This window comes from Pseudomonas citronellolis (assembly GCF_029335315.1).
Taxonomy (GTDB): domain Bacteria; phylum Pseudomonadota; class Gammaproteobacteria; order Pseudomonadales; family Pseudomonadaceae; genus Pseudomonas; species Pseudomonas citronellolis_A.
In genome coordinates, this window is record NZ_JARJLT010000296.1 from 1 (window position 1) to 24,488 (window position 24,488).

Genomic DNA, 24,488 nt, shown 5'->3' on the forward strand with positions numbered 1-24,488 from the left:
GGCCGTTGGTGACCACGCCGACGATGTTGTTGATCTTCTGCTCCAGGTCCACGGCGCTGTCGATGCGCAGGTTGTGCACGTCGAGGATGATGTTGCCGTTGTCGGTCAGCACGCCCTCGCGGTAGACCGGGTCGCCGCCCAGCTTGACCAGCTGGCGCGCCACGTGGCTGCGGGCCATGGGGATGACCTCGACCGGCAGCGGGAAGGCGCCGAGGATCGGCACCAGCTTGCTCTGGTCGGCGATGCAGACGAACTGCTTGGCCACGGCCGCGACGATCTTCTCGCGGGTCAGCGCGGCGCCGCCGCCCTTGATCAGTTCCAGGCGCTCGTTGGTTTCGTCGGCGCCGTCGACGTAGAACTCCAGCTCGCTGACCGTGTTCAGGTCGTAGACCGGGATGCCGTGGCCCTTCAGGCGCTGGGCGGTGGCTTCGGAGCTGGCCACGGCGCCGTCGAACTCGGCCTTGTGCCTGGCCAGCAGGTCGATGAAGAAGTTGGCGGTGGAGCCGGTGCCGACGCCGACGATGCTCTTGCTGTCGAGGTGCGGGAGGATGTGGTCGACGGCGGCCTGGGCCACGGCCTGCTTGAGCTGGTCCTGGTTCATGTATCGGGTTCCGGCTGGGGAAAGGGACTTGAGCCGCGAATTATAGCGGCGACGCCCGCCGAATGTGGATTCGCCGCCCGGCCGTCCGCCGACTGGAGTAGACTGCCGGCTTTGTGCCCGACCCCTGCGAAGCCCGCCCCGATGCTCGAACAGTACGTCAAGAAGATCCTCACCTCGCGCGTCTACGACGTCGCCGTGGAAACCCCGCTGCAGCCGGCCCGCCGCCTTTCCGAGCGCCTGGACAACCAGGTCCTGCTCAAGCGCGAGGACCTGCAGCCGGTGTTCAGCTTCAAGATTCGCGGCGCCTACAACAAGCTGGCGCAGCTGAACCCCGAGGAGCTGGCGCGCGGCGTGGTCACCGCCTCGGCCGGCAACCACGCCCAGGGCCTGGCCCTGGCGGCGAAGGAGCTGGGGGTGAAGGCGACCATCGTCATGCCGCGCACCACGCCGGAGCTCAAGGTCCAGGGCGTGCGCGCCCGCGGCGGCAAGGTGGTGCTGCACGGCGACGCTTTCCCCGAGGCGCTGGCGCACTCGCTGAAGCTGGTGGAGGAAAAGGGCTACGCCTACATCCACCCCTATGACGACCCGGACGTGATCGCCGGCCAGGGTACCGTGGCGATGGAAATCCTCCGCCAGCATCCGGGGCGCCTGGACGCCATCTTCGTGCCGGTGGGCGGCGGCGGCCTGGTCGCCGGCATCGCCGCCTACGTCAAATACCTGCGCCCCGAGGTGCGGGTGATCGGCGTCGAGCCGGACGACTCCAACTGCCTGCAGGCCGCCATGGCCGCCGGCGAGCGCGTGGTGCTCGGCCAGGTCGGGCTGTTCGCCGACGGCGTGGCGGTGGCGCAGATCGGCCAGCACACCTTCGACATCTGCAAGCAGTACGTCGATGAAGTGATCACCGTCAGCACCGACGAGATCTGCGCGGCGATCAAGGACATCTACGACGATACCCGCTCGATCACCGAGCCGGCCGGCGCCCTGGCGGTGGCCGGGATCAAGCGCTACGTCGAGCGCGACGGCGTGCGCGGGCAGACCCTGGTGGCCATCGACTCGGGCGCCAACATCAACTTCGACCGCCTGCGCCATGTCGCCGAGCGCGCCGAGCTGGGCGAGAAGCGCGAAGCCATCATCGCCGTGACCATCCCCGAGCGTCCGGGCAGCTTCAAGGCGTTCTGCGAAGCCATCGGCAAGCGCCAGATCACCGAGTTCAACTACCGCTACAACACCGACAGCGAAGCGCACATCTTCGTCGGCGTGCAGACCCACCCGGACAACGACCCGCGCGCGGCGCTGGTCGAGCAACTGCGCGGGCAGGGCTTCCCGGTGCTGGACCTGACCGACAACGAACTGGCCAAGCTGCACATCCGCCACATGGTCGGCGGCCATTCGCCGCGGGTCAGCGACGAGCAGGTGTTCCGCTTCGAGTTCCCCGAGCGCCCCGGCGCGCTGTTCAACTTCCTCAACAAGCTCGGCGGGCGCTGGAACATCACCATGTTCCACTACCGCAACCACGGCGCCGCCGACGGTCGCGTGGTCGCCGGCCTGCAGGTGCCGGCCGAGGAGCGCCACCTGGTGGCGCAGGCGCTGGAAGAGATCGGCTACCCGTACTGGGACGAGAGCGACAACCCGGCCTACAAGCTGTTCCTCGGCTGACGCCACGGCGGGCGGGAACGCCGGGGCGGCCGTCGCTGTCCCAGCTCAACCCGCCGGCCGGCAGCGCTGCTAGGCTGATGGAACAGCCCGAACCGCGACAGGGAACGCCCGCATGGAAACCTACCAGACCCTCAAGATCCTCCACGGCGTCGCCGTGGCCGTACCGCTGCTGGCCATCCTCGGCCTGGGCTGGTACGGCTGGCGCAGTTGGCGTGGCGGGGATGCCGGCGTGCTGGCCAAGGCGCTGCAGCGCATCGGCCTGGCCGCCTGGCTGCTGATCGCCGGCAGCGTGATCAGCCTGCCGGTCAGCGGCTGGCAGATGGTCCATCGCGCCGGCTTCGCGTTGAGCCATACCTGGCTGCTGGCCAGCGCCTGCCTGCTGATCCTGGTGGCGGTCTTCTGGCTGCTGTTCACCAGCCGCCTGTGGCGCATCCGCGCGTTGGCGGTGAGCGCCCGCGACAGCGGCGAGCCGTTGGCCGAGCGCGCCGTGCGCGAGCTGCGCTTCGGCGCCGCGTTCTTCGTCATTGCGCTGCTCGGCTGGCTGGCCATACTCGCGCTGATGCTGGCCAAGCCGGTCTAGCTTCAGCCCCGCCCGGCAATGGAGTGCCGATGAGCCCCTACCTGCTGCTCAAGACCCTGCACATCCTGTCCGCCACCTTGCTGTTCGGCACCGGCCTGGGCTCGGCCTACTACGCCTGGCGGGCCTGGCGCAGCGGCAGCCTGGAGGCGATCCGGGTGACCTTCCGCCACCTGGTCACCGCCGATTGGCTGTTCATTGCCAGCAGCGCGGTGTTCCAGCCGCTCAGCGGCCTGGCCATGGCGCACTGGGCCGGCTGGCCGCTGGGCCAGGGCTGGCTGCTGTGGAGCCTGGGCCTGTATGTGTTCGCCGGCGCCTGCTGGTTGCCGGTGGTCTGGCTGCAGATGCGCGTGCGCGATCTGGCCGAGGCGGCGACGGCGGCGGAAGCCGCGCTGCCGCCGCGGGCCTTCTTCTATATGCGCTGGTGGTTCGCCCTGGGCTGGCCGGCGTTCCTGGCCTTCCTGGCGATCTTCTGGCTGATGGTCAACAAGCCGCTGTGACGCGGCTCAGTCGCGCAGGCTGAGCACCGGCCAGCCGCGGGCCTCGGCGGTGGCGCGGAGGACGTCGTCGGGGTCGACGGCGACCGGGTGGGCGACCACTTCCAGCAGCGGCAGGTCGTTGCGCGAATCGCTGTAGAAGTAGCTGCCTTCCAGGCTCAGCCCGGTTTCTTCCAGCCAGCGCTGCAGGCGGGTCACCTTGCCGCCCTGGAAGCAAGGCACGTCGCAGGTCTGGCCGGTGTAGAGGCCGTCGCGCATCTCGCACTCGGTGGCGATCAGGGTTTCCACGCCCAGGCGCTCGGCGATCGGGCCGGTGACGAAGCGGTTGGTCGCGGTGATGATCACCAGGCGGTCGCCGGCGGCGCGGTGCTCGGCCAGCAGGGCCTCGCCCCTGGCCAGGATGATCGGCTCGATGACCTCGTCCATGAACTGGCGATGCCAGATGGCCAGCTGCTCGACCGAGTTGCGCCCGAGGATCGCCTGGGTGAAGGCCTGGTAGGCGAACACGTCGAGGGTGCCGGCCTGGTAGTCGGTGTAGAAGGCGTCGTTGCGCGCCTGGTATTCGTCGGCGTCGACCAGGCCGCGCTGGCACAACCACTCGCCCCAGCTGTGATCGCTGTCACCGGCCAGGAGCGTGTTGTCGAGGTCGAAGAGGGCCAGACGCGGCATGGTTCACCCTTAATTGCGAAAGCGGAAAAGTCGCCTAGAGTAACGGCTTTTGCCGGCCCTGCCCATGCGCGCCAAGCCTCGCGTTGCCGCTCTCACAGGCTTTGTGGAACAATGCGGGCACACGCGTTTTCGAGGATGTCCCGCCGTGATCGATCCCGATGGTTTTCGCCCCAATGTCGGCATCATCCTCTCCAACGAGGCCGGGCAGGTTCTGTGGGCGCGGCGCATCAACCAGGAGGCCTGGCAGTTCCCGCAAGGCGGCATCAATGCCCGGGAAACCCCTGAAGAGGCGCTGTACCGCGAGCTGAACGAAGAGGTCGGCCTGGAAGAACAGGATGTGCGCATCCTCGCCTGCACGCGGGGTTGGCTACGCTATCGCCTGCCGCAACGACTGGTGCGCACCAACAGCCAGCCGCTGTGCATAGGCCAGAAACAGAAGTGGTTCCTGTTGCGCCTGACCGGCGACGAGAACCGCGTACGCATGGACGTGACAGGCAAGCCGGAGTTCGATGGCTGGCGCTGGGTGAGCTACTGGTACCCGCTGGGGCAGGTGGTCACCTTCAAGCGCGAGGTCTACCGGCGTGCCCTGAAGGAATTGGCGCCCCGCCTGCTGGCGCGGGACTGAACAAGGAGATAAGGCCCTGAGCATGCTCAACACGCTGCGCAAGATCGTCCAGGAAGTGAACGCCGCCAAGGATCTCAAGGCGGCGCTGGGGATCATCGTGCTGCGGGTCAAGGAGGCCATGGGCACCCAGGTGTGCTCGGTGTACCTGCTCGACCCGGAGAGCAACCGCTTCGTGCTGATGGCCACCGAGGGCCTGAACAAGCGCTCCATCGGCAAGGTCAGCATGGCGCCGAACGAAGGCCTGGTCGGCCTGGTCGGCACCCGCGAGGAGCCGCTGAACCTGGAGAACGCCTCCGAGCACCCGCGCTACCGCTACTTCGCCGAGACCGGCGAGGAACGCTACGCCTCCTTCCTCGGCGCGCCGATCATCCACCACCGTCGGGTGATGGGCGTTCTGGTCGTGCAACAGAAGGAAAAGCGCCAGTTCGACGAGGGCGAGGAAGCCTTCCTGGTGACCATGAGCGCGCAGCTCGCCGGGGTCATCGCCCACGCCGAGGCCACCGGCTCGATCCGCGGCCTGGGCAAGCTCGGCAAGGGCATCCAGGAGGCCAAGTTCGTCGGCGTCCCCGGCGCCCCCGGCGTGGCCGTGGGCAAGGCCGTGGTGGTGCTGCCGCCGGCCGACCTGGAAGTGGTCCCGGACAAGCCGATCGACGACGTCGAGGCCGAGGTCGAGCGCTTCAAGCAGGCCCTGGAGTCGGTCCGCGAGGACATGCGCAACCTCTCCAGCAAGCTCGCCACCCAGTTGCGCAAGGAAGAGCGCGCGCTGTTCGACGTCTACCTGATGATGCTCGACGACGCCTCCATCGGCCTCGAAGTGAAGCGCATCATCCGCTCCGGCCAGTGGGCCCAGGGCGCCCTGCGCCAGGTGGTGATGGAGCACGTCGCGCGCTTCGAACTGATGGACGACGCCTACCTGCGCGAGCGCGCCTCCGACGTCAAGGACATCGGCCGGCGTATCCTCGCTTACCTCCAGGAAGAGCGTAAGCAGAACCTGACCTACCCCGACCAGACCATCATCGTCAGCGAGGAGCTGTCCCCGGCGATGCTCGGCGAAGTGCCCGAGGGCAAGCTGGTCGGCCTGATCTCGGTGCTCGGCTCGGGCAACTCGCACGTCGCCATCCTCGCCCGCGCCATGGGCATTCCCACGGTGATGGGCGCGGTCGACCTGCCGTACTCCAAGGTCGACGGCATCGACCTGATCGTCGACGGCTACCACGGCGAGATCTACACCAACCCGTCGCCGCAGCTGGTCAAGCAGTACGGCGAAGTGGTCGCCGAAGAGAAGGAGCTGAGCAAGGGCCTGGCCGCGCTGCGCGAGCTGCCCTGCGAGACCCTCGACGGCCACCGCATGCCGCTGTGGGTCAACACCGGCCTGCTGGCCGACGTGGCGCGCGCCCAGGAGCGCGGCGCCGAGGGCGTTGGCCTGTACCGCACGGAAGTGCCGTTCATGATCAACGACCGCTTCCCCAGCGAAAAGGAGCAGCTGGCGATCTACCGCGAGCAGCTCTCGGCGTTCCACCCGCTGCCGGTGACCATGCGTACCCTGGACATCGGCGGCGACAAGGCGCTGTCCTACTTCCCGATCAAGGAAGACAACCCGTTCCTCGGCTGGCGCGGCATCCGCGTCACCCTCGACCACCCGGAAATCTTCCTGGTGCAGACCCGCGCCATGCTCAAGGCCAGCGAAGGCCTGAACAACCTGCGCATCCTGCTGCCGATGATCTCCGGCACCCATGAGCTGGAAGAGGCGCTGCACCTGATCCACCGCGCCTGGGGCGAGATCCGCGACGAAGGCGTGGACATCCCGATGCCGCCGATCGGCATGATGGTGGAAATCCCCGCGGCCGTGTACCAGACCCGCGAGCTGGCGCGCCAGGTGGACTTCCTCTCGGTCGGCTCCAACGACCTGACCCAGTACCTGCTGGCGGTGGACCGCAACAACCCGCGCGTGGCCGACCTCTACGACTACCTGCACCCGGCGGTGCTGCAGGCGCTGAAGAAGGTGGTCGACGACGCTCACGCCGAAGGCAAGCCGGTGAGCATCTGCGGCGAGATGGCCGGCGACCCGGCGGCGGCGGTGCTGCTCATGGCGATGGGCTTCGATTCGCTGTCGATGAACGCCACCAACTTGCCGAAAGTGAAGTGGCTGCTGCGCCAGATCACCCTGGGCAAGGCCCGGGAGCTGCTCGGCCAACTGATGACCTTCGACAACCCGCAGGTGATCCACAGCTCCCTGCACCTGGCATTGCGCAACCTCGGCCTCGGCCGGGTGATCAACCCGGCGGCGACCATCCAGGGCTGAAGCCCGGAACCGCCGCCCTCCCCGGAGCTGAGTCGTCCCCGGGAGCCCGTAGAAACCGGCACCGCCGGAAGTAGGCTTATGGACGAGCAGCAAGACCTCGCGGGCAGCCCCGGCGCCTCCCGCGAAGCCATCGAGAAGACCCTGCGCTACGCCCTGGAAATCGTCAGCGACGGTATCTGGGATTGGGATATCCGCAGCGACGACGTCAAGCGCAGCCCGGGCTGGTACCGCATGCTCGGCTACCCCCTCGACGGCCTGCCGGAAAGCGTCGCCACCTGGCATTCGGTGATCCACCCCGACGACTTCCCGCAGGTCATGCGCGGCTTCCAGGCCTACCTGGACGGCAGCCAGGCGACCTACGCCGAGGAGTACCGCTGCCGTTGCGCCAACGGCGACTACCTGTGGATAAGGGATCACGGCCGCTTCGTCGAGTTCGCCGAAGACGGCAGCGCCACGCGCATGATCGGCGCGCATCACAATATCCACGAGCGCAAGCTGATCGAGCTGGAGCTGCAGCGGCGCAACGAGGAACTTCGCGAGCTCAACCACAACCTCGAACAACTGGTGGCGCAGCGCACCGAAGCGTTGCGCCGCGCGAACCTGGCGCTGGCCGAGCAGGCCGCGGTGGCGGTTCGCCTGAGCGAGACCGATCCGCTGACGCAGATCCACAACCGCCGCCGCTTCGAAGGCAGCCTGCAGCACGAATGGCAGCGCTTCCAGCGCCACGGCTACGACGTCAGCGTGCTGATGTTCGACCTCGACCACTTCAAGCGCATCAACGACAGCCTCGGCCACCCGGCCGGCGACCAGGTGCTGGTGGCGGTGACCCAGGCGGTGCGCCATTCCCTGCGCGAACAGGACTGCTTCGCCCGCTGGGGCGGCGAAGAGTTCGTCGTGTTGCTGCCCAACACGCCGCTGGTGGCCGCCGGCGCCCTGGCCGAGCGCCTGCGCCTGTTGATCGGCGCAGCCGGCGGCGACTTGTTCCCACCGCTCACCGCCAGCTTCGCCCTGGCCGGCATGCGCCGCGGCGAGCCGCTGGAACAGCTGTTGCGACGCCTGGACGACGGCCTCTACCGCGCCAAGCGCCAGCGCGACTGCATCGAGGTGTGCTGATCGGGCGTTCGCGCCGATTTTGCAGGAGCGGATTCATCCGTGATCCAGCATCGCGCCGGAATATCGCGAGAGCGTGCGGCGCGCCCGGTAGGGCGTATAACCGTTCGCGGTTATACGCCGACGCCCGCCACTCCATGGCCGGGCTTGGCGTCAGTCGAGCCTTTCGAGCGGCGGATAACGCTGCGCGCTATTCGCCCTACGTATCGAGGAATCCTATAGACCGAGGTCCAGGTGGATCTCGCCCAGGCGCGCGCCCTCGGGGCCGAAGCTGCGTTCGATGAACTCACGCCGGCCGCTGGCGTGGACCCGCAGCACGCTGCTGGCACGGGTGCCGTAGTTGGCGCTGGCGATGAATACGCTGGACAACAGGCGCTCGGTGGCCAGGCCAACGCCGGTTTCCGGCAGTTGCTCGTCGGCCGGCCGCTCGCGGTCGCCGAGCAAGGCCAGCAAGGCCTGCGGATTGGCTTCGTCGAGGTGTTCGGCCAGCGCGGCACGGGCGCGTTGCAGCTTCGGCCAGGGCGTGTCGAGCTCGGCGTTGGACAGCCCGTGCAGGCCCGCCGGCAGCGCGCGCGGCGCACCGGCGCGGGGGTTGAAGTAGAACAGTTGCCGGCCGTCGCCCAGCAACAGGTTGAAGCCGGAATACTCGCTGGCGCGGCGTTGCACGTCGGCCAGGAATTCCAGCGGCGCCTGTCGCCCGCGCAGGAAACCGGCCACCAGCTCGCCCCGCGAGCGTGGCCCGAGCGGCTGGCCGGGGTCGCGTACATTGGTCAGCGCGGCGAAGCGCCCGCCGGGGCCCACCCCCATCCAGCTGCCGCCGGCCTCCAGGTCGCGCCCGGCGTACACGCCCGGCGCGTCCTCCCAGGCCGCCAGCGGCAACGTCGGGCGGGCATAGAACTCGTCACGGTTGGCCGCGACGACGAAGGGCGTGGCGTGTCCGGGGCGCCAGGCGAAAACGATCAGGCACATGGGGAAGACCGTGCGGTGGTGGTACCGGCAGGGTAGGAAACTGTCGGCGCGGACTCAATAGCTTCCGCGTCGCCCAGCGCTTCCGCGTAAGTGGATTCCCACATCGATCGCGGTGTTTGCCATATATCCCGCTAATCGCCCGACCATTAAAGTGCGCCTCCCACGGACGAACACCGGCTTCAGGACGAAGCCACCTGATTCCACCGTCGCCGGCTGGCGGAGATGAAAGTTTCTTCATCTTGCGCTGCCCGGCGCGGACCATCCCGAGGAGCGGCTGCCGCCCCGGGCGCAATTTCGGTACCATGCCGCTTTTGCCACCCGAGGTCCGCATGGAGTTCCTTCTGTACCTGGTGCTGGGCGCCTGCGCCGGGGTGCTGGCCGGACTGTTCGGCGTCGGCGGCGGGCTGATCATCGTGCCGGTGCTGGTGTTCAGCTTCACCGCCCATGGCTTCCCGGTCGACGTGCTGACGCAGATGGCGGTCGGCACCTCGCTGGCGACCATCGTCTTCACCTCGATCAATTCCATTCGCGAGCACCACCGCCGTGGCGCCGTGCTCTGGCCGGTGTTCGTCTGGATGACCGTGGGCATCGTCGTCGGCAGCGCCCTGGGCGCGCTCACTGCGTCGAAGATCCAGGGTCCGGTGCTGCAGAAGATCATCGGTACCTTCGCCGTGCTGATTTCCATCCAGATGGCCCTCGGCCTGCAGCCCAAGGCTGGCGGCAGCCTGCCGGGCAAGGCCGGGCTGGGCGCGGCCGGCGGCTTCATCGGCTGGGCCTCGGCGATCTTCGGCATCGGCGGCGGTTCGCTGACCGTGCCTTTCCTGTCCTGGCGCGGCGTCTCCATGCAGCAGGCGGTGGCGACGTCCTCGGCCTGCGGCCTGCCGATCGCCATCGCCGGGGCGATTTCGTTCATCGTGGTCGGCTGGCACCGGCCCGAGCTGCCGCAGTGGAGCTTCGGCTTCGTCTACCTACCGGCGCTGGTGGGCATCGCCGTGACCAGCATGTTTTTCGCCCGGATCGGCGCGCGCCTGGCGCACCGCCTGCCGGCCAAGGTGCTCAAGCGCCTGTTCGCCTTGCTGATGTTCTGCGTCGGCATGAGCTTCCTGCTCAAATGATTCACCCTTAGGAGAAAGCGATGCTGCCCTATCCACAGATCGACCCCGTCGCGGTGTCGCTCGGCCCCCTGAAGATCCACTGGTACGGGCTGATGTACCTGATCGGCATCGGCGGTGCCTGGCTGCTGGCCTCGCGCCGGCTCGACCGCTTCGACCCGACCTGGAGCAAGGAGAAACTCTCCGACCTGGTGTTCTGGGTCGCCTGCGGCGTGGTGCTGGGCGGACGCCTGGGCTACGTGCTGTTCTACAAGTTCGATTTCTACCTGGCCAACCCGCTGAACCTGTTCAAGGTCTGGGAGGGCGGCATGTCGTTCCACGGCGGGCTGATCGGCGTGATGCTGGCCACCTGGTGGTTCGGCAAGCGCAACGGCAAGAGCTTCTTCCAGCTGATGGACTTCATCGCCCCGCTGGTGCCGATCGGCCTGGGCGCCGGGCGCATCGGCAACTTCATCAACGCCGAGCTGTGGGGCAAGCCCACCGACGTGGCCTGGGCGATGATCTTCCCGCCCTACAGCGACCCGGCGCAACTGCCGCGCCACCCGTCGCAGCTCTACGAGTTCGCCCTGGAGGGCATCGCGCTGTTCGTCATCCTCTGGCTGTTCTCGCGCAAGCCGCGGCCGACTGCCTCGGTGTCGGGGCTGTTCATCCTCTGCTACGGCTGCTTCCGCTTCTTCGTCGAGTTCTTCCGCCTGCCCGACGCCGACCAGGGCGCCGGCGGCAACGGCGGCCCCGGCTACCTGGCCTGGGACTGGCTGACCATGGGCCAGCTGCTGTGCGTGCCGATGATCCTCGGCGGCATCGCGCTGATGCTCTGGGCCTACCGTCGCGCGGCGGCGAAGCCCCTGGCGAACTGACGCCCGAGCGCAAAAAAAGCCCGCCATTCGGCGGGCTTTTTCGTGGGCTGGGCTCAGGCGCGGTCCCACACCTCGAAGGCGTAGGCCGGGGTTTCCGGCGTGGCTTCGTGGTCGATGCTCGAGGCCAGCTGCCAGCGGCTTTCGTCCACTTCGGGGAAGTGCGCGTCGCCCACCGGGCTCAGCGCCACGCGGGTCAGGTACAGGCGCTCGGCGCTGGGCAGGGCCTCGGCGTACAGCTGGGCGCCGCCGATCAGCATCAGTTCCTCGGCGTCCTCCTCGCGGGCCCAGGCATCGGCGCGCGCCAGCGCGGCTTCCAGCGAGGCGAAGACTTCCGCGCCCTCCAGTTGCAGGCCGGCCTGGCGGCTGACCACCAGGTTGAGCCGGCCCGGCAGCGGGCGGCCGAGGGAGTCCCAGGTCTTGCGGCCCATGATGATTGGCTTGCCCAGGGTCAGCGCCTTGAAGTGCTTGAGGTCGGCCGGCAGGTGCCAGGGCAGGCGGTTGTCGACGCCGATCACGCGGTTCTCGGCGAGGGCGGCGATCATCGCCAGCGGCAGGCGGGAAGGGGCTTGGGACATCGTGGCTCCAGTCTCGTGGTCAGGGGGCGCGGTCAGCGGCAGAGGATACCAGCCGCTGGCCGGGCGCGTCGTTGGCGTAGGGCGGCACGCGCATGAAGAAGGTGCCGTCCTCGTTGACCTGGGTGATCCCGGTGGCCAGCACCTTGCGGTAGTCCTTGAGGTTGAACAGCAGCGTCTGGTCCGGCTGCTCGGCCTTGAGCAGCACCTGTGCGTAGGTGATGAGGATCTCGAAGATCTTCAGGTCGCCGGACTGTAGCCAGACGTAGGACGGCCCGGCCTGGCTCGGCGGCTCGAAGCGCGGCGGCGGGCTGCCGGCCGGGCGCGCGAAGCGCAGGTGCAGGCCCTGCTGGTCGAGCCAGGCGGCGTCGACCTTGCCGTCGATGCCCACCAGCGGGAACACCTGGTGATAGTCCAGGCGCATGGCGTTGTCGCGCAGCAGGGCGCCGGGGCGCTCCAGGCTGACCAGCGAATCCAGGTGCAGGCCGACCAGGCTCATGGCGCCGTAGGCCGGCACGCCGAGGACCTTGACCTGGTCCGGTTGGTAGAGGATCTCGTCGCCTTCCAGGCGCACGCTGCCGGCCAGCCGCAGCGGCAGCCAGGGCCCGATGCCCAGCGGCTGCACCTCGCCGCTGACCAGCAGGCGCTCGCCGTCGACGCTCATGCTGAAGTTGCGCAGCATGCTCTGTGGATAAGCCAGGATGCGCTGGTTGAACAGGTTGGCCAGTTGCTGCGCATCGAGGATCACCTCGCCCTCGGTGACCTGGATGCGCATGTCCTGCGGGCGGTCGAAGTCCACCGGCGCGCCGGCCTTGAGCGGCACCAGCCAGCCCTTGAGCTGCGGGCTGTGGAAGCCGATGCCTCCTTCGAAGTACATGTCCACGTTGTGCAGCAGCAGGCCGACGCCGTCCTGGCCGGAGTCGCGCACGCCGCCGGGACGGCTGGCCGGGTGGCTGGCGTCCGGCGGGGTCTGCTGGAACCAGCCCTGGCGCAGCAGTTGCAGTTCCTGCTGCTGGCGCTCGATGGCGGTCTGGCCCCAGGCCGGCAGGGCCAGGGCGAGAAGCAGGGTCAGCAGGCGCTTCATAGGGTTTTCTCCTGCGGCGCGGGGGCTTTCACCGGCGACACCGCGATATGCACCATGCCGTCCTGGCGCAGGCGGATTTCGCCGTACTGCAACTGCCGGCGGTAGTCGTAGAGGTTGAACAGCAGCGGCTGCCCGGGGCTCAGGCTGGTGAACAGGGCGTAGGCCTTGACCAGGATGGTGCGGGCCATCTTGATGTCGCCGCCCTGGATGAACATGTAGCTCTCCGGGGCCTGCAGCTGCGGCCATTGCAGGCTGGCGAGGTCGTCGCCGAGCAGCAGGTCCATGCCGCCGTCGGCGAGCTTCAGGCTGCGCACGGTGAAGTCCAGGCGCGGCGGCGGGAACAGGCCGTCGAGGTCGACCAGGATGCGGTTGCCGAGCAGTTGCATGTGCGCGGTGTGCAGCTGCAGCACCTCGGACATCTCGATCGAGGCGGCGCTCAGCGAGGGGGTGACGTCGACCTCGTCGACGAAGATCCGCTGCGGCACCAGGGCCACCTTCAGCGGCCCGGCCTGCTCGATCCCGGTGAGCATCCGCAGCGGTCGCCAGCGCCCCTTGCGCAGCAGCTCGCCGCGCACTTCCTGGCCATCCTTGCGGGTGCTCAGGGCCAGGTTGCGCACCGGCGCGTTGGCGTTGCGCAGCTCGGCGTTGAGCAGGGTGGCGAGGGTGGCGTCGGCGACGAAGATGTCTCCGGCCTGGATGCGCGCGACCATCGCACGCGGGTCGTCGAGCATCAGCGGGGTGCCCTTGGGACCGTTGGAGCTCATGCGGATCAGCATGCGCCGGATGAAGAAGCCGATGTCGTCGTGCAGGCGGAAGTCGGTGTGGCTTATCCACAGCTTCGACTCGTCGCTGTCGGAGGCGCGCTGGCCGACCTTCTCGTCCAGCTGGCGCGGCGGCACCGCCTGCATCAGCGGGGTGTCCGGGCCCCAGTCGGAGGGGCGGACCGGAGGCGTTTCCACGGCGGCCGCGTGGGCGGCGGCCAGCAGGAGCAGGGCGCAGGGCAGGACGCGCGGCATGGCGGGCCTCGTTGTTGTTGTTCTGGTTGGCTTTCGCACCCTATACCCGGCGGCGCGCCGGGTAAGCCCTTCCTTGGTTCGGTCCGCTTCCGCCGGTGTTACCCCGTCGGGCGGACGCGCCGCGACGCAACGGTTATGCTTGGCCCCAGGAACCCGTGCCGGAGAGCCCGTGAGCGATAGCGCCCCACCTTCCGCCTTCGACCGACTGTGGCTATGCGAAGCCGTGCGCCTGCGCGAAGAGCAGGCCGGCCCGCTGGAGGACGCCGAGGCCAACCGCCGCGCCATCGCTGGCGGCGGCGAGCTGCCCCGGCGCATCGAAACCCGCGCCCTGTGGCTGGCCGGCCGCGACGGGCTCGACGTCGCCCTGCGCCTGTGGAAACAGGGCGCGCAACTGGCCTTCTACCTGCTGATCGTCCTCGCCCTGCTCAGCGGCGGCGGCCTGGCGCTGGCCGCCCTCGGCGATGGCCAGCGCCCGGTCAATGTGTTCTGGGCCCTGGCCAGCCTGCTCGGCCTCGACCTGTTGATGCTGCTCGGTTGGGCCTGCGGTTTTGCCCTCGGCGGCGGCGAAGCGGCCGGCGCCCTCGGCCGGCTGTGGCTGTGGCTGAGCGGCAAGCTGGCGCGCGACGCCCGCGCCGCGCAGCTGGCCCCGGCGCTGCTGGTGCTGCTCGGCCGCCAGCGCCTGACGCGCTGGGCGCTGGGCATGCTGGTCCACGGCCTGTGGCTGCTGGCCCTGGGCGCGGCCCTGGTACTGCTGCTGGCCCTGCTGTCGACGCGCCGCTACGGCTTCGTCTGGGAAACCACCATCCTCGGCGGTGACACCTTCGTCTTCCTCACCCAGGGCCTCGGCGCGTTGCCGGCGCTGCTGGGCTTCCCGCTGCCGGACAGCGAGCTGGTGCGCGCCAGCGGCGACGCCCTGGTGGCCAGCGAGGCCGCGAGGCACGCCTGGGCCGGCTGGCTGGTGGGCATCCTGGCGGTGTATGGCCTGCTGCCGCGCCTGCTGCTCTGGGTGTTCTGCCTGTGGCGCTGGCGCAGCGGCCGCGCGGCGTTGCGCCTGGACCTGGCGCTGCCCGGCTACAGCCTGCTGCGCGAGCGCCTGCTGCCCAGCAGCGAGCGCCTGGGCGTCAACGACGCCGCGCCGGCCAGCCTGGTCGAGCCGCAGGCCCAGCAACCCGCCGCGAGCGCCGACGGTGCGCTGCTGGTGGCCATCGAACTGGACGACAGCCAGCCCTGGCCGCCGAAACTGCCGGCGGGCGTGGCCGACGCCGGCGTGCTCGACGACGGCGCGCAGCGTCGGCGCCTGCTGGAGCAGCTGACCCGCTACCCGCCGGCGCGCCTGGCCGTGACCTGCGACCCACGGCGCTCGCCGGACCGCGGCACCCTGGCGCTGATCGCCGAGCTGTCGCGCTGCGCCGGCGCCACCCGCGTCTGGCTGCTGCAACCACCGCCGGGCGTGGCCCTGGACAGCGAGCGCCTGGCCGACTGGCACGCCGCGCTCGACAAGCTGAACCTGGCGTACAGCGGCGCATCCCCGCTGGCCTGGCTGGAGAGCGGACATGACTGAGCCCCTCAGGCTGGCCGTGGTCGGCCACACCAACGTCGGCAAGACCTCGTTGCTGCGCACCCTGACCCGCGACGTCGGCTTCGGCGAAGTCTCGCACCGGCCGAGCACCACCCGGCATGTCGAGGGTGCGCGCCTGTCGGTGGACGGCGAGGCGCTGCTGGAGCTGTACGACACGCCGGGCCTGGAAGACGCCATCGCCCTGCGCGACTACCTCGACGCCCTGGAGCGCCCCGGCGAACGCCTGGACGGCCCGGAGAAGCTGCGCCGCTTCCTCGATGGCAGCGAGGCGCGCGGCCGCTTCGAACAGGAAGCCAAGGTGCTCCGCCAATTGCAGGCCTCCGACGCCGGGCTCTACGTGATCGACGCCCGCGAGCCGGTGCTGGCCAAGTACCGCGACGAGCTGGCGGTGCTCGCCGGTTGCGCGCGGCCGCTGCTGCCGGTGCTGAATTTTGTCGCCAGCGCCAACCACCGCGAGGAACAGTGGCGCGAGGCCCTGTCACGCCTGGGCCTGCACGCGCTGGTGCGCTTCGACAGCGTGGCGCCGCCGCTGGACGGCGAGCGCCGTCTCTATGAAAGCCTGGCGCTGTTGCTGGAGCGCTCGCGCCCGCAGCTGGAGCGGCTGATCCAGGACCACGAGGCGCAGGCCGTGGCGCGCCGCGAGGCGGGCGCCCGGCTGATCGCCGAGCTGCTGGTGGACGTCGCCGCCTGCCGCGACCTGGTGCCCGGCGACGCCGAGGCCATCCGCACGGCCACCGAGGCCCTGCGCGACCGCGTGCGCAAGCGCGAGGAAACCTGCGTGCAGGCGCTGCTGCGGCTCTACGCGTTCCGCAAGGACGACGCCCGCGCCGCCGACCTGCCGCTGCTCGACGGCCGCTGGGGCGACGACCTGTTCAACCCGGAAACCCTGCGCCAGCTCGGCGTGCGCCTGGGGGGCGGGGTGGCCGCCGGCGCGGCGGCCGGCGCCGGCATCGACCTGCTGGTCGGCGGCCTCACCCTCGGCGCCGCCACCGCCCTGGGCGCGCTGGCCGGCGGCGCCTGGCAGACGGTCGGGCACTACGGCCAGCGGCTGATCGGCAAGCTCAAGGGCCAGCGCGAACTCTCGGTGGACGACCACGTGCTGCGCCTGCTCGCCCTGCGCCAACGCCAGCTGCTGGCGGCCTTGCAGGTGCGCGGGCACGCGGCGCTGGAGGCGATCCGCGTCGCCTCGCCGGAGGACAAGCAATGGCGCGAGGGCAAGCTGCCCGAGGCCCTGCGCAAGGCCCGCGCGCACCCGGAATGGTCGACCCTCAACGGCCGCAAGCGGGTGGACAGGAGCGAGCGCCAGGAGCAGGTCGACGTCCTGGCTCAGCAGCTATTGGAACCGTAACGCGGCCATCGGCGGATAAAGCGTTCCGCTTTATGCGCCCTACGGGGTCAGCGTGAGCATGTCCACATCGACGTGGCCATCGGCGATGGTCAGGATCGCCAGCGCGATCGGCAGCTTGAAGCGCCGCGGCCCGGCGCTGCCGGGGTTGAGGTAGAGCACCCCGTCGCGCACCTCCTGCGAGGGCTTGTGCGAGTGCCCGGCCAGCACCAGGTCGAAGCCTTCGGCGCGCGGGTCGAGCGCCAGCTGCTTGAGGTCGTGGATCAGGTACAGGCGCAGCCCGCCCAGCTCCAGCGCCAGGGTTTCCGGTATGGCTTCGGCCCAGGCAGCGGTGTCGTTGTTGCCGCGCACCACGTCCAGCGGCGCCAGCTGGCGCAACCCGTCGAGGATCGCCGGCTGGCCGATGTCGCCCAGGTGCAGGATGCGCTGGCAACCGCGCAGGGCGTCCAGCGCCTCCGGGCGCAGCAGGTTGTGGGTGTCGGCGATCACACCGAGGCGCAGGGGCGTGTGCATGCCTGCAGCATAAACGACGACGCCACCCGGAGGTGGCGTCGTCGCTGACTCAGTGAGCGGCCTTGGCGGCCGGCGATTCCGGCAGGAACCAGTTCAGCAGCAGGGCGCAGATGCCGCCGGTGGCGACCCCGGACTCCAGCACGCTGCGCAGCGCCGCCGGCATGTGCGCGAGGAACTCCGGCACCTGCGAGATGCCCAGGCCCAGGGCCAGGCTGACGGCGATGATCAGCAGGGCGCGGCGGTCCAGGTGGGTGCCGGCGAGGATGTTGATGCCCGAGGCGGCGACCGCGCCGAACATCACCATGGCCGCGCCGCCGAGCACCGGCTCGGGCACCGCCTGGATGATCCCGGCGACGCTCGGGAACAGGCCCAGCACCACCAGCATGGCGGCGATCCACAGGCCGATGTAGCGGCTGGCCACGCCGGTCAGCTGAATCACCCCGTTGTTCTGCGCGAAGATCGAGCTGGGGAAGGTGTTGAATACCCCGGCCAGCAGCGAGTTGGCGCCGTTCACCAGCACGCCGCCCTTGATCCGCTGCATCCACAGCGGGCCTTCGACCGGCTGCTTCGACACCTTGCTGGTGGCGGTGACGTCGCCGATGGCTTCCAGCGAGGTGACCAGGTAGATCACCAGCATCGGGATGAACAGGCCCCAGGAGAAGCTCAGACCGAAGTGCAGCGGGGTCGGTACCTGGAACAGCGCGGCCTGGTGCATGCCGGTGAAGTCCAGGCGGCCCAGGTAGCCGGCCAGGGCGTAGCCCACGGCCAGGGCGATGACGATGGCGCCGCTGCGCATCCACACCACCGGGATGCGGTTGAGCACCACGATGATCGCCAGCACCACGCCGGACAGCAGCAGGTTCTCGCCGTTGGCGAAGGTGCCGTTGGCCATGGCGCTGAAGCCACCGCCCATGCTGATCAGGCCGACCTTGATCAGGGTCAGGCCGATCATCAGCACCACGATGCCGGTCACCAGCGGGGTGATCAGGCGCTTCACGAACGGCAGGACGCGCGACACGCCCATCTCGACGAAGGAGCCGGCCATGACCACGCCGAAGATCGCCGCCATCACCTGTTCCACCGGGGTGCCCTGCTTGACCATCAGCGCGCCACCGGCGATCAGCGGGCCGACGAAGTTGAAGCTGGTGCCCTGGACGATCAGCAGCCCGGCGCCGAACGGCCCGAAGCGCTTGCACTGGACGAAGGTGGCGATGCCGGAGATGACCAGCGACATCGACACGATCAGGTTGGTGTCGCGCGCCGAGACGCCCAGCGCCTGGCAGATCAGCAGGCCGGGGGTGACGATCGGCACGATGATCGCCAGCAGGTGCTGCAGCGCGGCGAGCAGGGCGACGGGCAGGGTGGGACGGTCTTCCAGGCCGTAGACCAGGTCGGGCTGGGCCTGGTCGGCGCTGACGGGGTTCTCGAGGGAGCTCATGGCGGCGGTCCGGAAAAAAGAGCGAGATTTTACGGGGCGGCGGCGTGATCGCCCAGTGCCATAGGGCAGGGATTTCCGGCGTGGGTGTCGAACTTCGGCGGAAAGTGACGGCTGTGGGGGCAACTTCTGCCGTTCAGCGGCGCAGTGCCGATGGCCTAATTGAGAGTTTTCGAGCGATTTTCGAGATTGGGGATGTTTCGCTGTCGTTCCAAGGAAGGGGACTACATATCTGGCTTATCCGTGGGGAATTAAATCCGCATCTCCCTCCAGTTCCCGCGTGGGGATGGGGGGCTTCAGACGAGAACCCATGGAGTAGTGAAATGAGAAATTATCGGGCAACGCAGAAAGGCTTCACGCTTATCGAGTTGATGATCGTCGTGGCGATCATCGGGATTCTGGCGGCGGTCGCGATTCCGCAGTATCAGAACTACATCGCTCGTAGCCAGTTTTCGGAAGCTCATAGTTTGATGAGCGGAGCAAAACCAGCGGTTCAAGAGAAGATTGACCAGGGGTTAGCTATCACGGCCGTATCCCTGGGCCTGCAGCTGAACGGAAAATATGGCGCAATTGCATCTCCCACTGATGCGCAAGCAGGCGCGACTTCATACACGTTGACCTATACGTTTGCTGGGGCGAGCCCGAATCTGAATGGAAAGACCGTTACTTACAGCTATAGCCAGGCTGCAGGTGTTTGGAGTTGCGCTACCAATGTTGAGCAAAAGTTTGCGAACAACTGCAGCCCTCAAACTCCATGATTTTGAACGCGCTTAGTCTGGAAGGTTTTTGGGGTTTGCCTTGAGGGGCGCCAAATTCAGACATCAGGAGCGTTTGTTTGATTAGGAATAAAAAGCCCGGAGCAAGTCCGGGCTTTTTGTTTTCTATGGAACGATCAGCCGTCCAGCAGCGCCTTGTTGCGCACAGCACCCTTGTCGGCACTGGTAGCCAGCAGGGCGTAGGCCTTCAGCGCGGTGCTGACGCGGCGGGCGCGCGGTTGCGCCGGCTTCCAGCCCTTCTTGTCCTGCTCGATACGGCGGGCGGCCAGTTCTTCATCACTGACCAGCAGGTTGATGCTGCGGTTGGGGATGTCGATCAGCACCTTGTCGCCGTCCTTGACCAGGCCGATGGCGCCACCGGCGGCGGCTTCCGGGGACGCGTGGCCGATGGACAGGCCCGAAGTGCCGCCGGAGAAGCGACCGTCGGTGAGCAGGGCGCAGTCCTTGCCCAGGCCCTTGGACTTCAGGTAGCTGGTCGGGTAGAGCATTTCCTGCATGCCCGGGCCGCCTTTCGGGCCTTCGTAGCGGATGATCACGATGTCGCCCGGCTTCACCTCGTCGGCGAGGATGCCCTTCACGGCGCCGTCCTGGCTTTCGAAGATCTTCGCGCGGCCTTCGAACACGTGGATCGACTCGTCGACGCCGGCGGTCTTCACCACGCAGCCGTCGAGGGCGATGTTGCCGTACAGCACGGCCAGGCCGCCTTCCTGCGAGTAGGCGTGCTCGACGCTGCGGATGCAGCCTTCGGCGCGGTCAGCGTCCAGGGTGTCCCAGCGGGTGCTCTGGCTGAACGCGACCTGGGTGGGGATGCCCGCCGGGCCGGCCTTGAAGAAGGTGTGGACCTTCTCGTCGCTGGTCTGGGTGATGTCCCACTGGGCGATGGCGTCGGCCATGCTCGGGCTGTGCACGGTCGGCACGTCGGTGTGCAGCAGGCCGCCACGGGCCAGCTCGCCGAGGATGGAGAAGATGCCGCCGGCGCGGTGCACGTCTTCCATGTGGTACTTCTGGATGTTCGGCGCCACCTTGCACAGCTGCGGCACCTTGCGCGACAGGCGATCGATGTCGCGCAGGTCGAAGGCGATCTCCGCCTCCTGGGCCGCGGCCAGCAGGTGCAGGATGGTGTTGGTCGAGCCGCCCATGGCGATGTCCAGGGTCATGGCGTTCTCGAACGCCTTGAAGCTGGCCACGCTGCGCGGCAGCACGCTCTCGTCGCCCTCGCCGTAGTAGCGCTGGCAGAGCTCCACGGCCAGGCGGCCGGCGCGCAGGAACAGTTGCTCGCGGTCGGCGTGGGTGGCCAGGGTCGAACCGTTGCCCGGCAGCGACAGGCCCAGGGCCTCGGTCAGGCAGTTCATCGAGTTGGCGGTGAACATGCCGGAGCAGGAACCGCAGGTCGGGCAGGCGCTGCGCTCGTACTCGGCGACCTTCTCGTCGGAGCAGGAGTCGTCGGCGGCCACCACCATGGCGTCGACCAGGTCCAGACCGTGGCTGGCCAGCTTGGTCTTGCCGGCTTCCATCGGCCCGCCGGAGACGAACACCACCGGGATGTTCAGGCGCAGCGCGGCCATCAGCATGCCGGGGGTGATCTTGTCGCAGTTGGAGATGCAGACGATGGCGTCGGCGCAGTGGGCGTTGACCATGTACTCGACGGAGTCGGCGATGATCTCGCGGCTGGGCAGCGAATAGAGCATGCCGTCGTGGCCCATGGCGATGCCGTCGTCCACGGCGATGGTGTTGAATTCCTTGGCCACGCCGCCGTGCTTCTCGATCTCGCGGGCGACCAGCTGGCCGAGGTCCTTCAGGTGCACGTGGCCGGGCACGAACTGGGTGAAGGAGTTGGCGATGGCGATGATCGGCTTCTTGAAGTCTTCGTCCTTCATCCCGGTGGCGCGCCAGAGGGCGCGGGCGCCGGCCATGTTGCGGCCGTGGGTGGAGGTTTTCGAGCGGTAATCGGGCATGACGAGTTCCTGCGGCTGATCAGGCTTCGGTAAGAGTCTTATCGTGAGCGTCGTTCGAAGCACATGCAAACGGCAGATGGAGCTGCATGCTCGGAGGGGGCTGCTAGGCGTGGCGGGGTCACCGCCCGCGCGGCCGGGGCTCACGGGCCCGCCGGGGGATGTTGGCGAGGGATGGTCAGGATTCTACGCCTGCCGCCGCCGCCAGGGAAAGGCTGGCGGTCGGCGGGGCGTCTTGCGGCCGGTTTCAGCTGTTGGGCAGCAGGCGCACGGTCAGGCTCTTGATGTAGCGGGTCTCGGGGATGGCCGGGTGCACCGGATGGTCGGGGCCCTGGCCGCCGCGCTCGAGCAGCTGGATGTTGCGGTCGAGATGGCGGGCGCTGCCGAGCAGGATGTCCTGCAGGTCGTCCTCGGGCAGGTGCATCGAGCAGGAAGCGCTGACCAGGATGCCGTCCTTGTTCAGCAGGCGCATGGCCTGTTCGTTGAGGCGGCGGTAGGCGGCCTCGCCGTTCTTCAGGTCCTTCTTGCGCTTGATGAAGGCCGGCGGGTCGGCGATGACCACGTCGAAGCGCTCGTCGGCGGACTTCAGCTCGCGCAGGGCGTCGAACACGTCGCCTTCGACGCAGGCGACCTTCTCGGCCAGGCCGTTGAGGGTGGCGTTGCGCTCGACACCGTCGAGGGCGAAGCCCGAGGCGTCCACGCACATCACTTCGCTGGCGCCGAAGGCCGCGGCCTGGATGCCCCAGCCGCCGATGTAGCTGAACAGGTCGAGGACGCGCTTGCCCTTCACGTAGGGCGCCAGGCGGGCGCGGTTCATGCGGTGGTCGTAGAACCAGCCGGTCTTCTGCCCGGCCAGTACCGGCGCTTCGAACTTCACGCCGTTCTCTTCCAGCGGAACCCACTCGGGAACTTCGCCGTAGGCGTTCTCCACGTAGCGCTCCAGGCCTTCGGCGTCGCGCGCGCTGGAGTCGTTCTTCCACAGCACGGCGCTGGGCTTGAGCACCTGCAGCAGCGCGGCGAGCACGTCGTCCCGGTGGCGTTCCATGGTGGCCGAGGCCAACTGCACTACCAGCACGTCGCCGAAGCGGTCGACGACCAGGCCGGGCAGCAGGTCGGAGTCGCCGTAGACCAGGCGGTAGCAGGGCTTGTCGAACAGGCGCTCGCGCAGGCTCAGGGCGACGTTGATGCGATGAACCAGCAGCGATTTGTCGAGAACGTGCTTGGTGTCGCGGGACACCAGGCGCGCGCAGATCAGGTTGTTGGGGCTCACCGCCACCACGCCCAGGGGCTTGCCGTTGGCCATCTCGAGGATCGCCTGGTCGCCGGCGGCGAAGGCGTTCAGCGGGGTGGCCTGGACGTCCACCTCGTTGCTGTAGACCCACAGGTGGCCGGCGCGCAGGCGGCGCTCGGCGTTGGCTTTCAGACGCAAGCTGGGCAGGGTCATGGGAGAGGCTCCGGCAAAAGAGCGCGATTATAGCGCAGCGGCGCGCGCCGCCGGAGCCGGGCGCGCGCCTTTCGGTCGGGCCGCCTAGGCGGCGAGGCTGTCGATCAACTGCTTGCTGAAGGCCGGGATGTCGTCCGGTTTGCGGCTGCTGATCAGGTGGCCGTCGCGGACCACCGGGCGGTCGACCCAGTGGCCGCCGGCGTTGCTGATGTCGTCCTTGAGCGAGTTCCAGCTGGTCAGGGTGCGGCCCTCGACCAGCCCGGCGGAAACCAGCAGCCAGGCGCCATGGCAGATCACCGCGATCGGCTTGCCGGCGTGGTCGGCGCGCTTCACCAGTTCCTGGGCCTTGGGCAGGCTGCGGATCTGGTCGGCGTTGAAGACGCCGCCGGGCAGCAGTACGGCGTCGTACTCGTCGATGCGTGCCGTCTCGAAGGTGCCGTCGACCTTGAAGGCGTCGGCCGGCTGGTCGTGGTTCCAGCCGCGCACCTGGTCGGTGTTGTCGGAAAGGATGTGCACCGTGGCGCCGGCGTCTTCCAGCGCCTGGCGCGGGCCGGTCAGTTCCACCTGCTCGAAGCCGTCGGTGACCAGGACGGCGACGGTCTTGCCTTTGAGTGTCTGGCTCATGGCGGGTCTCCCATTTCGTCCGCTGGGTGTAAAGGTTCCGACACTCCCGCCGATGAAAGTTCAGTCTAAAACGCCAGTTCCAGAAGTCCTCCGTCTGGGTAAACTGTGCACCTCGTCAACTTTCCAGACCGCCCACCATGGTCCAAGAACTTTCCGCCGAACAGATTCGCCAGGCTCTGCAGGGCATCAGTGTGCCGCCGCAGCCGCAGATCATGGTCGATCTGCAGATGGAACAGGTCATGCCCAACCCCGACCTGAAGACCATCGCCAAACTGATCAGCCAGGACCCGGGCCTCTCCGGCGCCCTGCTGAAACTGGTCAACTCGCCGTTCTTCGGCCTGGCCAACCGCATCACCTCGATCCAGCGCGCGGTCAACCTGCTCGGCAGCCGCTCGGTGATCAACCTGATCAACGCGCAGTCGATCAAGGGCGAGATGAGCGACGACACCATCGTCACCCTCAACCGTTTCTGGGACACCGCTCAGGACGTGGCCATGAGCTGCCTGAACCTGGCCAAGCGCATCGGCTACGAGGCGGTGGACGAGGCCTACGCCCTGGGCCTGTTCCACAACTGCGGCATCCCGCTGATGCTCAAGCGCTTCCCGCACTACATGGCGGTGCTGGAAGAGGCCTACGCCAGCGCCAGCGACGAACGCCGGGTGGTGGACACCGAGAACCGCGTGCTGAACACCAACCACGCGGTGGTCGGCTACTTCACCGCGCGCTCCTGGCGCCTGCCGGAGCACGTCTGCGAGGCCATCGCCAACCACCACAACGCCCTCTCGGTGTTCAGCGACGAAAGCTGCCGCGACACCCAGCTGAAGAACCTCCTGGCGATCCTCAAGATGGCCGAGCACATCTGCGGCTCGCACCGCGTGCTGGGCAACCAGCCGGACGACCACGAGTGGGCCAGCATCCGCCCGCTGGTGCTGGATTACGTGGGCCTGACCGAGTACGACTTCGAGAACCTGAAGTCGAGCATCCTCGAGCTGGGCGTGGGGCAGGGCAGCTACTAGCGAGCGCGGATGGAGCCCGCTCCGGAAAACGGAGGCGGGCGGGGCGTAGGGCGAATAACCGTTCGCGGTTATCCGCCGCTACACCTTCGTTGCCGACAGCGTTGGCGCCTACCCAGCCAGCGCCAAGCCCAACAGCGAGCTGGCCGGCAGCCAAGGC

Annotated in this window: 23 protein-coding genes; 12 read left to right on the plus strand and 11 right to left on the minus strand. The window is 68.4% G+C overall.

Annotation, left to right across the window (positions count from 1 at the left end):
• Positions 1–601, minus strand: a 601-nt coding sequence (rpiA, locus tag P3W75_RS21805; protein WP_276229393.1) for a ribose-5-phosphate isomerase RpiA, incomplete at its 3' end; no start/stop codon positions are given.
• A 111-nt stretch (positions 602–712) separates the two neighbouring features.
• Between rpiA and ilvA the strand changes: the two genes are divergently transcribed.
• The 3 genes from ilvA to P3W75_RS21820 all read left to right on the plus strand — a co-directional run bounded on the left by ilvA (position 713) and on the right by P3W75_RS21820 (position 3,334).
• Positions 713–2,257, plus strand: coding sequence for a threonine ammonia-lyase, biosynthetic (gene ilvA, locus P3W75_RS21810; RefSeq protein WP_276229394.1), 1,545 nt, complete (start codon positions 713–715; stop codon positions 2,255–2,257).
• 112 nt (positions 2,258–2,369) lie between these two features.
• Positions 2,370–2,837: a DUF2269 domain-containing protein gene (locus P3W75_RS21815; RefSeq protein ID WP_276229395.1), complete on the plus strand. Its 468-nt coding sequence runs from the start codon at positions 2,370–2,372 to the stop codon at positions 2,835–2,837.
• Positions 2,838–2,866: 29 nt separating this feature from the next.
• Positions 2,867–3,334: a DUF2269 family protein gene (locus P3W75_RS21820; RefSeq protein ID WP_276229396.1), complete on the plus strand. Its 468-nt coding sequence runs from the start codon at positions 2,867–2,869 to the stop codon at positions 3,332–3,334.
• A gap of 6 nt (positions 3,335–3,340) precedes the next feature.
• Here P3W75_RS21820 and P3W75_RS21825 read toward each other — a convergent pair whose 3' ends face one another.
• Positions 3,341–4,000 carry an HAD family hydrolase gene (locus P3W75_RS21825; protein WP_276229397.1) on the minus strand — a complete coding sequence of 220 codons (660 nt, stop codon included), beginning with the start codon at positions 3,998–4,000 and terminating at the stop codon, positions 3,341–3,343.
• A 145-nt stretch (positions 4,001–4,145) separates the two neighbouring features.
• On the opposite strand from P3W75_RS21825, the gene P3W75_RS21830 reads away from it, so the two are divergent.
• The 3 genes from P3W75_RS21830 to P3W75_RS21840 all read left to right on the plus strand — a co-directional run bounded on the left by P3W75_RS21830 (position 4,146) and on the right by P3W75_RS21840 (position 8,040).
• Positions 4,146–4,625 (plus strand): RNA pyrophosphohydrolase, encoded by a 480-nt coding sequence (locus P3W75_RS21830; protein ID WP_276229398.1) that lies wholly within the window; start codon positions 4,146–4,148, stop codon positions 4,623–4,625.
• 22 nt (positions 4,626–4,647) lie between these two features.
• Positions 4,648–6,927 carry a phosphoenolpyruvate--protein phosphotransferase gene (gene ptsP, locus P3W75_RS21835; protein WP_276229399.1) on the plus strand — a complete coding sequence of 760 codons (2,280 nt, stop codon included), beginning with the start codon at positions 4,648–4,650 and terminating at the stop codon, positions 6,925–6,927.
• Positions 6,928–7,005: 78 nt separating this feature from the next.
• A complete protein-coding gene (locus P3W75_RS21840) occupies positions 7,006–8,040 on the plus strand; it encodes a sensor domain-containing diguanylate cyclase (RefSeq protein WP_276229400.1) in 1,035 nt (344 codons plus the stop codon).
• 213 nt (positions 8,041–8,253) lie between these two features.
• Here the strand turns inward: P3W75_RS21840 and P3W75_RS21845 are convergent, their stop codons facing one another.
• Positions 8,254–9,006, minus strand: coding sequence for an NRDE family protein (locus P3W75_RS21845; protein ID WP_276229401.1), 753 nt, complete (start codon positions 9,004–9,006; stop codon positions 8,254–8,256).
• Between the two features lie 329 nt (positions 9,007–9,335).
• Between P3W75_RS21845 and P3W75_RS21850 the strand changes: the two genes are divergently transcribed.
• Together P3W75_RS21850 and lgt are read left to right on the plus strand one after the other, a co-directional pair.
• Complete coding sequence (locus tag P3W75_RS21850) at positions 9,336–10,121, plus strand: sulfite exporter TauE/SafE family protein (RefSeq protein ID WP_276229402.1); 786 nt, start codon at positions 9,336–9,338, stop codon at positions 10,119–10,121.
• 20 nt (positions 10,122–10,141) lie between these two features.
• Positions 10,142–10,975 (plus strand): prolipoprotein diacylglyceryl transferase, encoded by an 834-nt coding sequence (lgt, locus tag P3W75_RS21855; RefSeq protein ID WP_276229403.1) that lies wholly within the window; start codon positions 10,142–10,144, stop codon positions 10,973–10,975.
• Positions 10,976–11,028: 53 nt separating this feature from the next.
• Here the strand turns inward: lgt and P3W75_RS21860 are convergent, their stop codons facing one another.
• The 3 genes from P3W75_RS21860 to P3W75_RS21870 are packed head-to-tail and all read right to left on the minus strand — an operon-like array spanning position 11,029 to position 13,647.
• Positions 11,029–11,550 carry a dihydrofolate reductase gene (locus tag P3W75_RS21860; RefSeq protein ID WP_276229404.1) on the minus strand — a complete coding sequence of 174 codons (522 nt, stop codon included), beginning with the start codon at positions 11,548–11,550 and terminating at the stop codon, positions 11,029–11,031.
• 19 nt (positions 11,551–11,569) lie between these two features.
• Positions 11,570–12,631, minus strand: coding sequence for a hypothetical protein (locus P3W75_RS21865; RefSeq protein ID WP_276229405.1), 1,062 nt, complete (start codon positions 12,629–12,631; stop codon positions 11,570–11,572).
• Positions 12,628–13,647 (minus strand): hypothetical protein, encoded by a 1,020-nt coding sequence (locus tag P3W75_RS21870; RefSeq protein WP_276229406.1) that lies wholly within the window; start codon positions 13,645–13,647, stop codon positions 12,628–12,630. Before P3W75_RS21870 ends, P3W75_RS21865 begins: the two co-directional genes overlap by 4 nt.
• 169 nt (positions 13,648–13,816) lie before the next feature.
• Between P3W75_RS21870 and P3W75_RS21875 the strand changes: the two genes are divergently transcribed.
• Together P3W75_RS21875 and P3W75_RS21880 are read left to right on the plus strand one after the other, a co-directional pair.
• The gene (locus tag P3W75_RS21875) at positions 13,817–15,208 is read left to right on the plus strand and encodes a DUF2868 domain-containing protein (RefSeq protein WP_276229407.1); all 1,392 of its coding nucleotides are present in this window, start codon (positions 13,817–13,819) and stop codon (positions 15,206–15,208) included.
• Complete coding sequence (locus P3W75_RS21880) at positions 15,201–16,574, plus strand: GTPase/DUF3482 domain-containing protein (protein ID WP_276229408.1); 1,374 nt, start codon at positions 15,201–15,203, stop codon at positions 16,572–16,574. The genes P3W75_RS21875 and P3W75_RS21880 overlap by 8 nt, the downstream gene beginning before the upstream one ends.
• Positions 16,575–16,613: 39 nt before the next feature.
• Here P3W75_RS21880 and P3W75_RS21885 read toward each other — a convergent pair whose 3' ends face one another.
• Positions 16,614–17,084, minus strand: coding sequence for a metallophosphoesterase family protein (locus P3W75_RS21885; protein ID WP_276229409.1), 471 nt, complete (start codon positions 17,082–17,084; stop codon positions 16,614–16,616).
• Positions 17,085–17,133: 49 nt separating this feature from the next.
• The gene (locus P3W75_RS21890; RefSeq protein WP_276229410.1) at positions 17,134–18,522 is read right to left on the minus strand and encodes a nucleobase:cation symporter-2 family protein; all 1,389 of its coding nucleotides are present in this window, start codon (positions 18,520–18,522) and stop codon (positions 17,134–17,136) included.
• Between the two features lie 320 nt (positions 18,523–18,842).
• Between P3W75_RS21890 and P3W75_RS31945 the strand changes: the two genes are divergently transcribed.
• Positions 18,843–19,277 carry a pilin gene (locus tag P3W75_RS31945; protein ID WP_430765401.1) on the plus strand — a complete coding sequence of 145 codons (435 nt, stop codon included), beginning with the start codon at positions 18,843–18,845 and terminating at the stop codon, positions 19,275–19,277.
• A 134-nt stretch (positions 19,278–19,411) separates the two neighbouring features.
• Here P3W75_RS31945 and ilvD read toward each other — a convergent pair whose 3' ends face one another.
• The 3 genes from ilvD to P3W75_RS21910 form a co-directional block, all read right to left on the minus strand.
• A complete protein-coding gene (gene ilvD / locus P3W75_RS21900; protein ID WP_276229412.1) occupies positions 19,412–21,250 on the minus strand; it encodes a dihydroxy-acid dehydratase in 1,839 nt (612 codons plus the stop codon).
• 244 nt (positions 21,251–21,494) lie between these two features.
• Positions 21,495–22,691: a class I SAM-dependent rRNA methyltransferase gene (locus tag P3W75_RS21905; RefSeq protein WP_276229413.1), complete on the minus strand. Its 1,197-nt coding sequence runs from the start codon at positions 22,689–22,691 to the stop codon at positions 21,495–21,497.
• A gap of 84 nt (positions 22,692–22,775) precedes the next feature.
• Positions 22,776–23,315, minus strand: coding sequence for a type 1 glutamine amidotransferase domain-containing protein (locus P3W75_RS21910; protein WP_276229414.1), 540 nt, complete (start codon positions 23,313–23,315; stop codon positions 22,776–22,778).
• Positions 23,316–23,506: 191 nt separating this feature from the next.
• On the opposite strand from P3W75_RS21910, the gene P3W75_RS21915 reads away from it, so the two are divergent.
• Positions 23,507–24,331, plus strand: a complete 825-nt coding sequence (locus P3W75_RS21915; RefSeq protein WP_276229486.1) for an HDOD domain-containing protein — start codon at positions 23,507–23,509, stop codon at positions 24,329–24,331.
• The last annotated feature ends 157 nt before the right edge of the window (positions 24,332–24,488 follow it).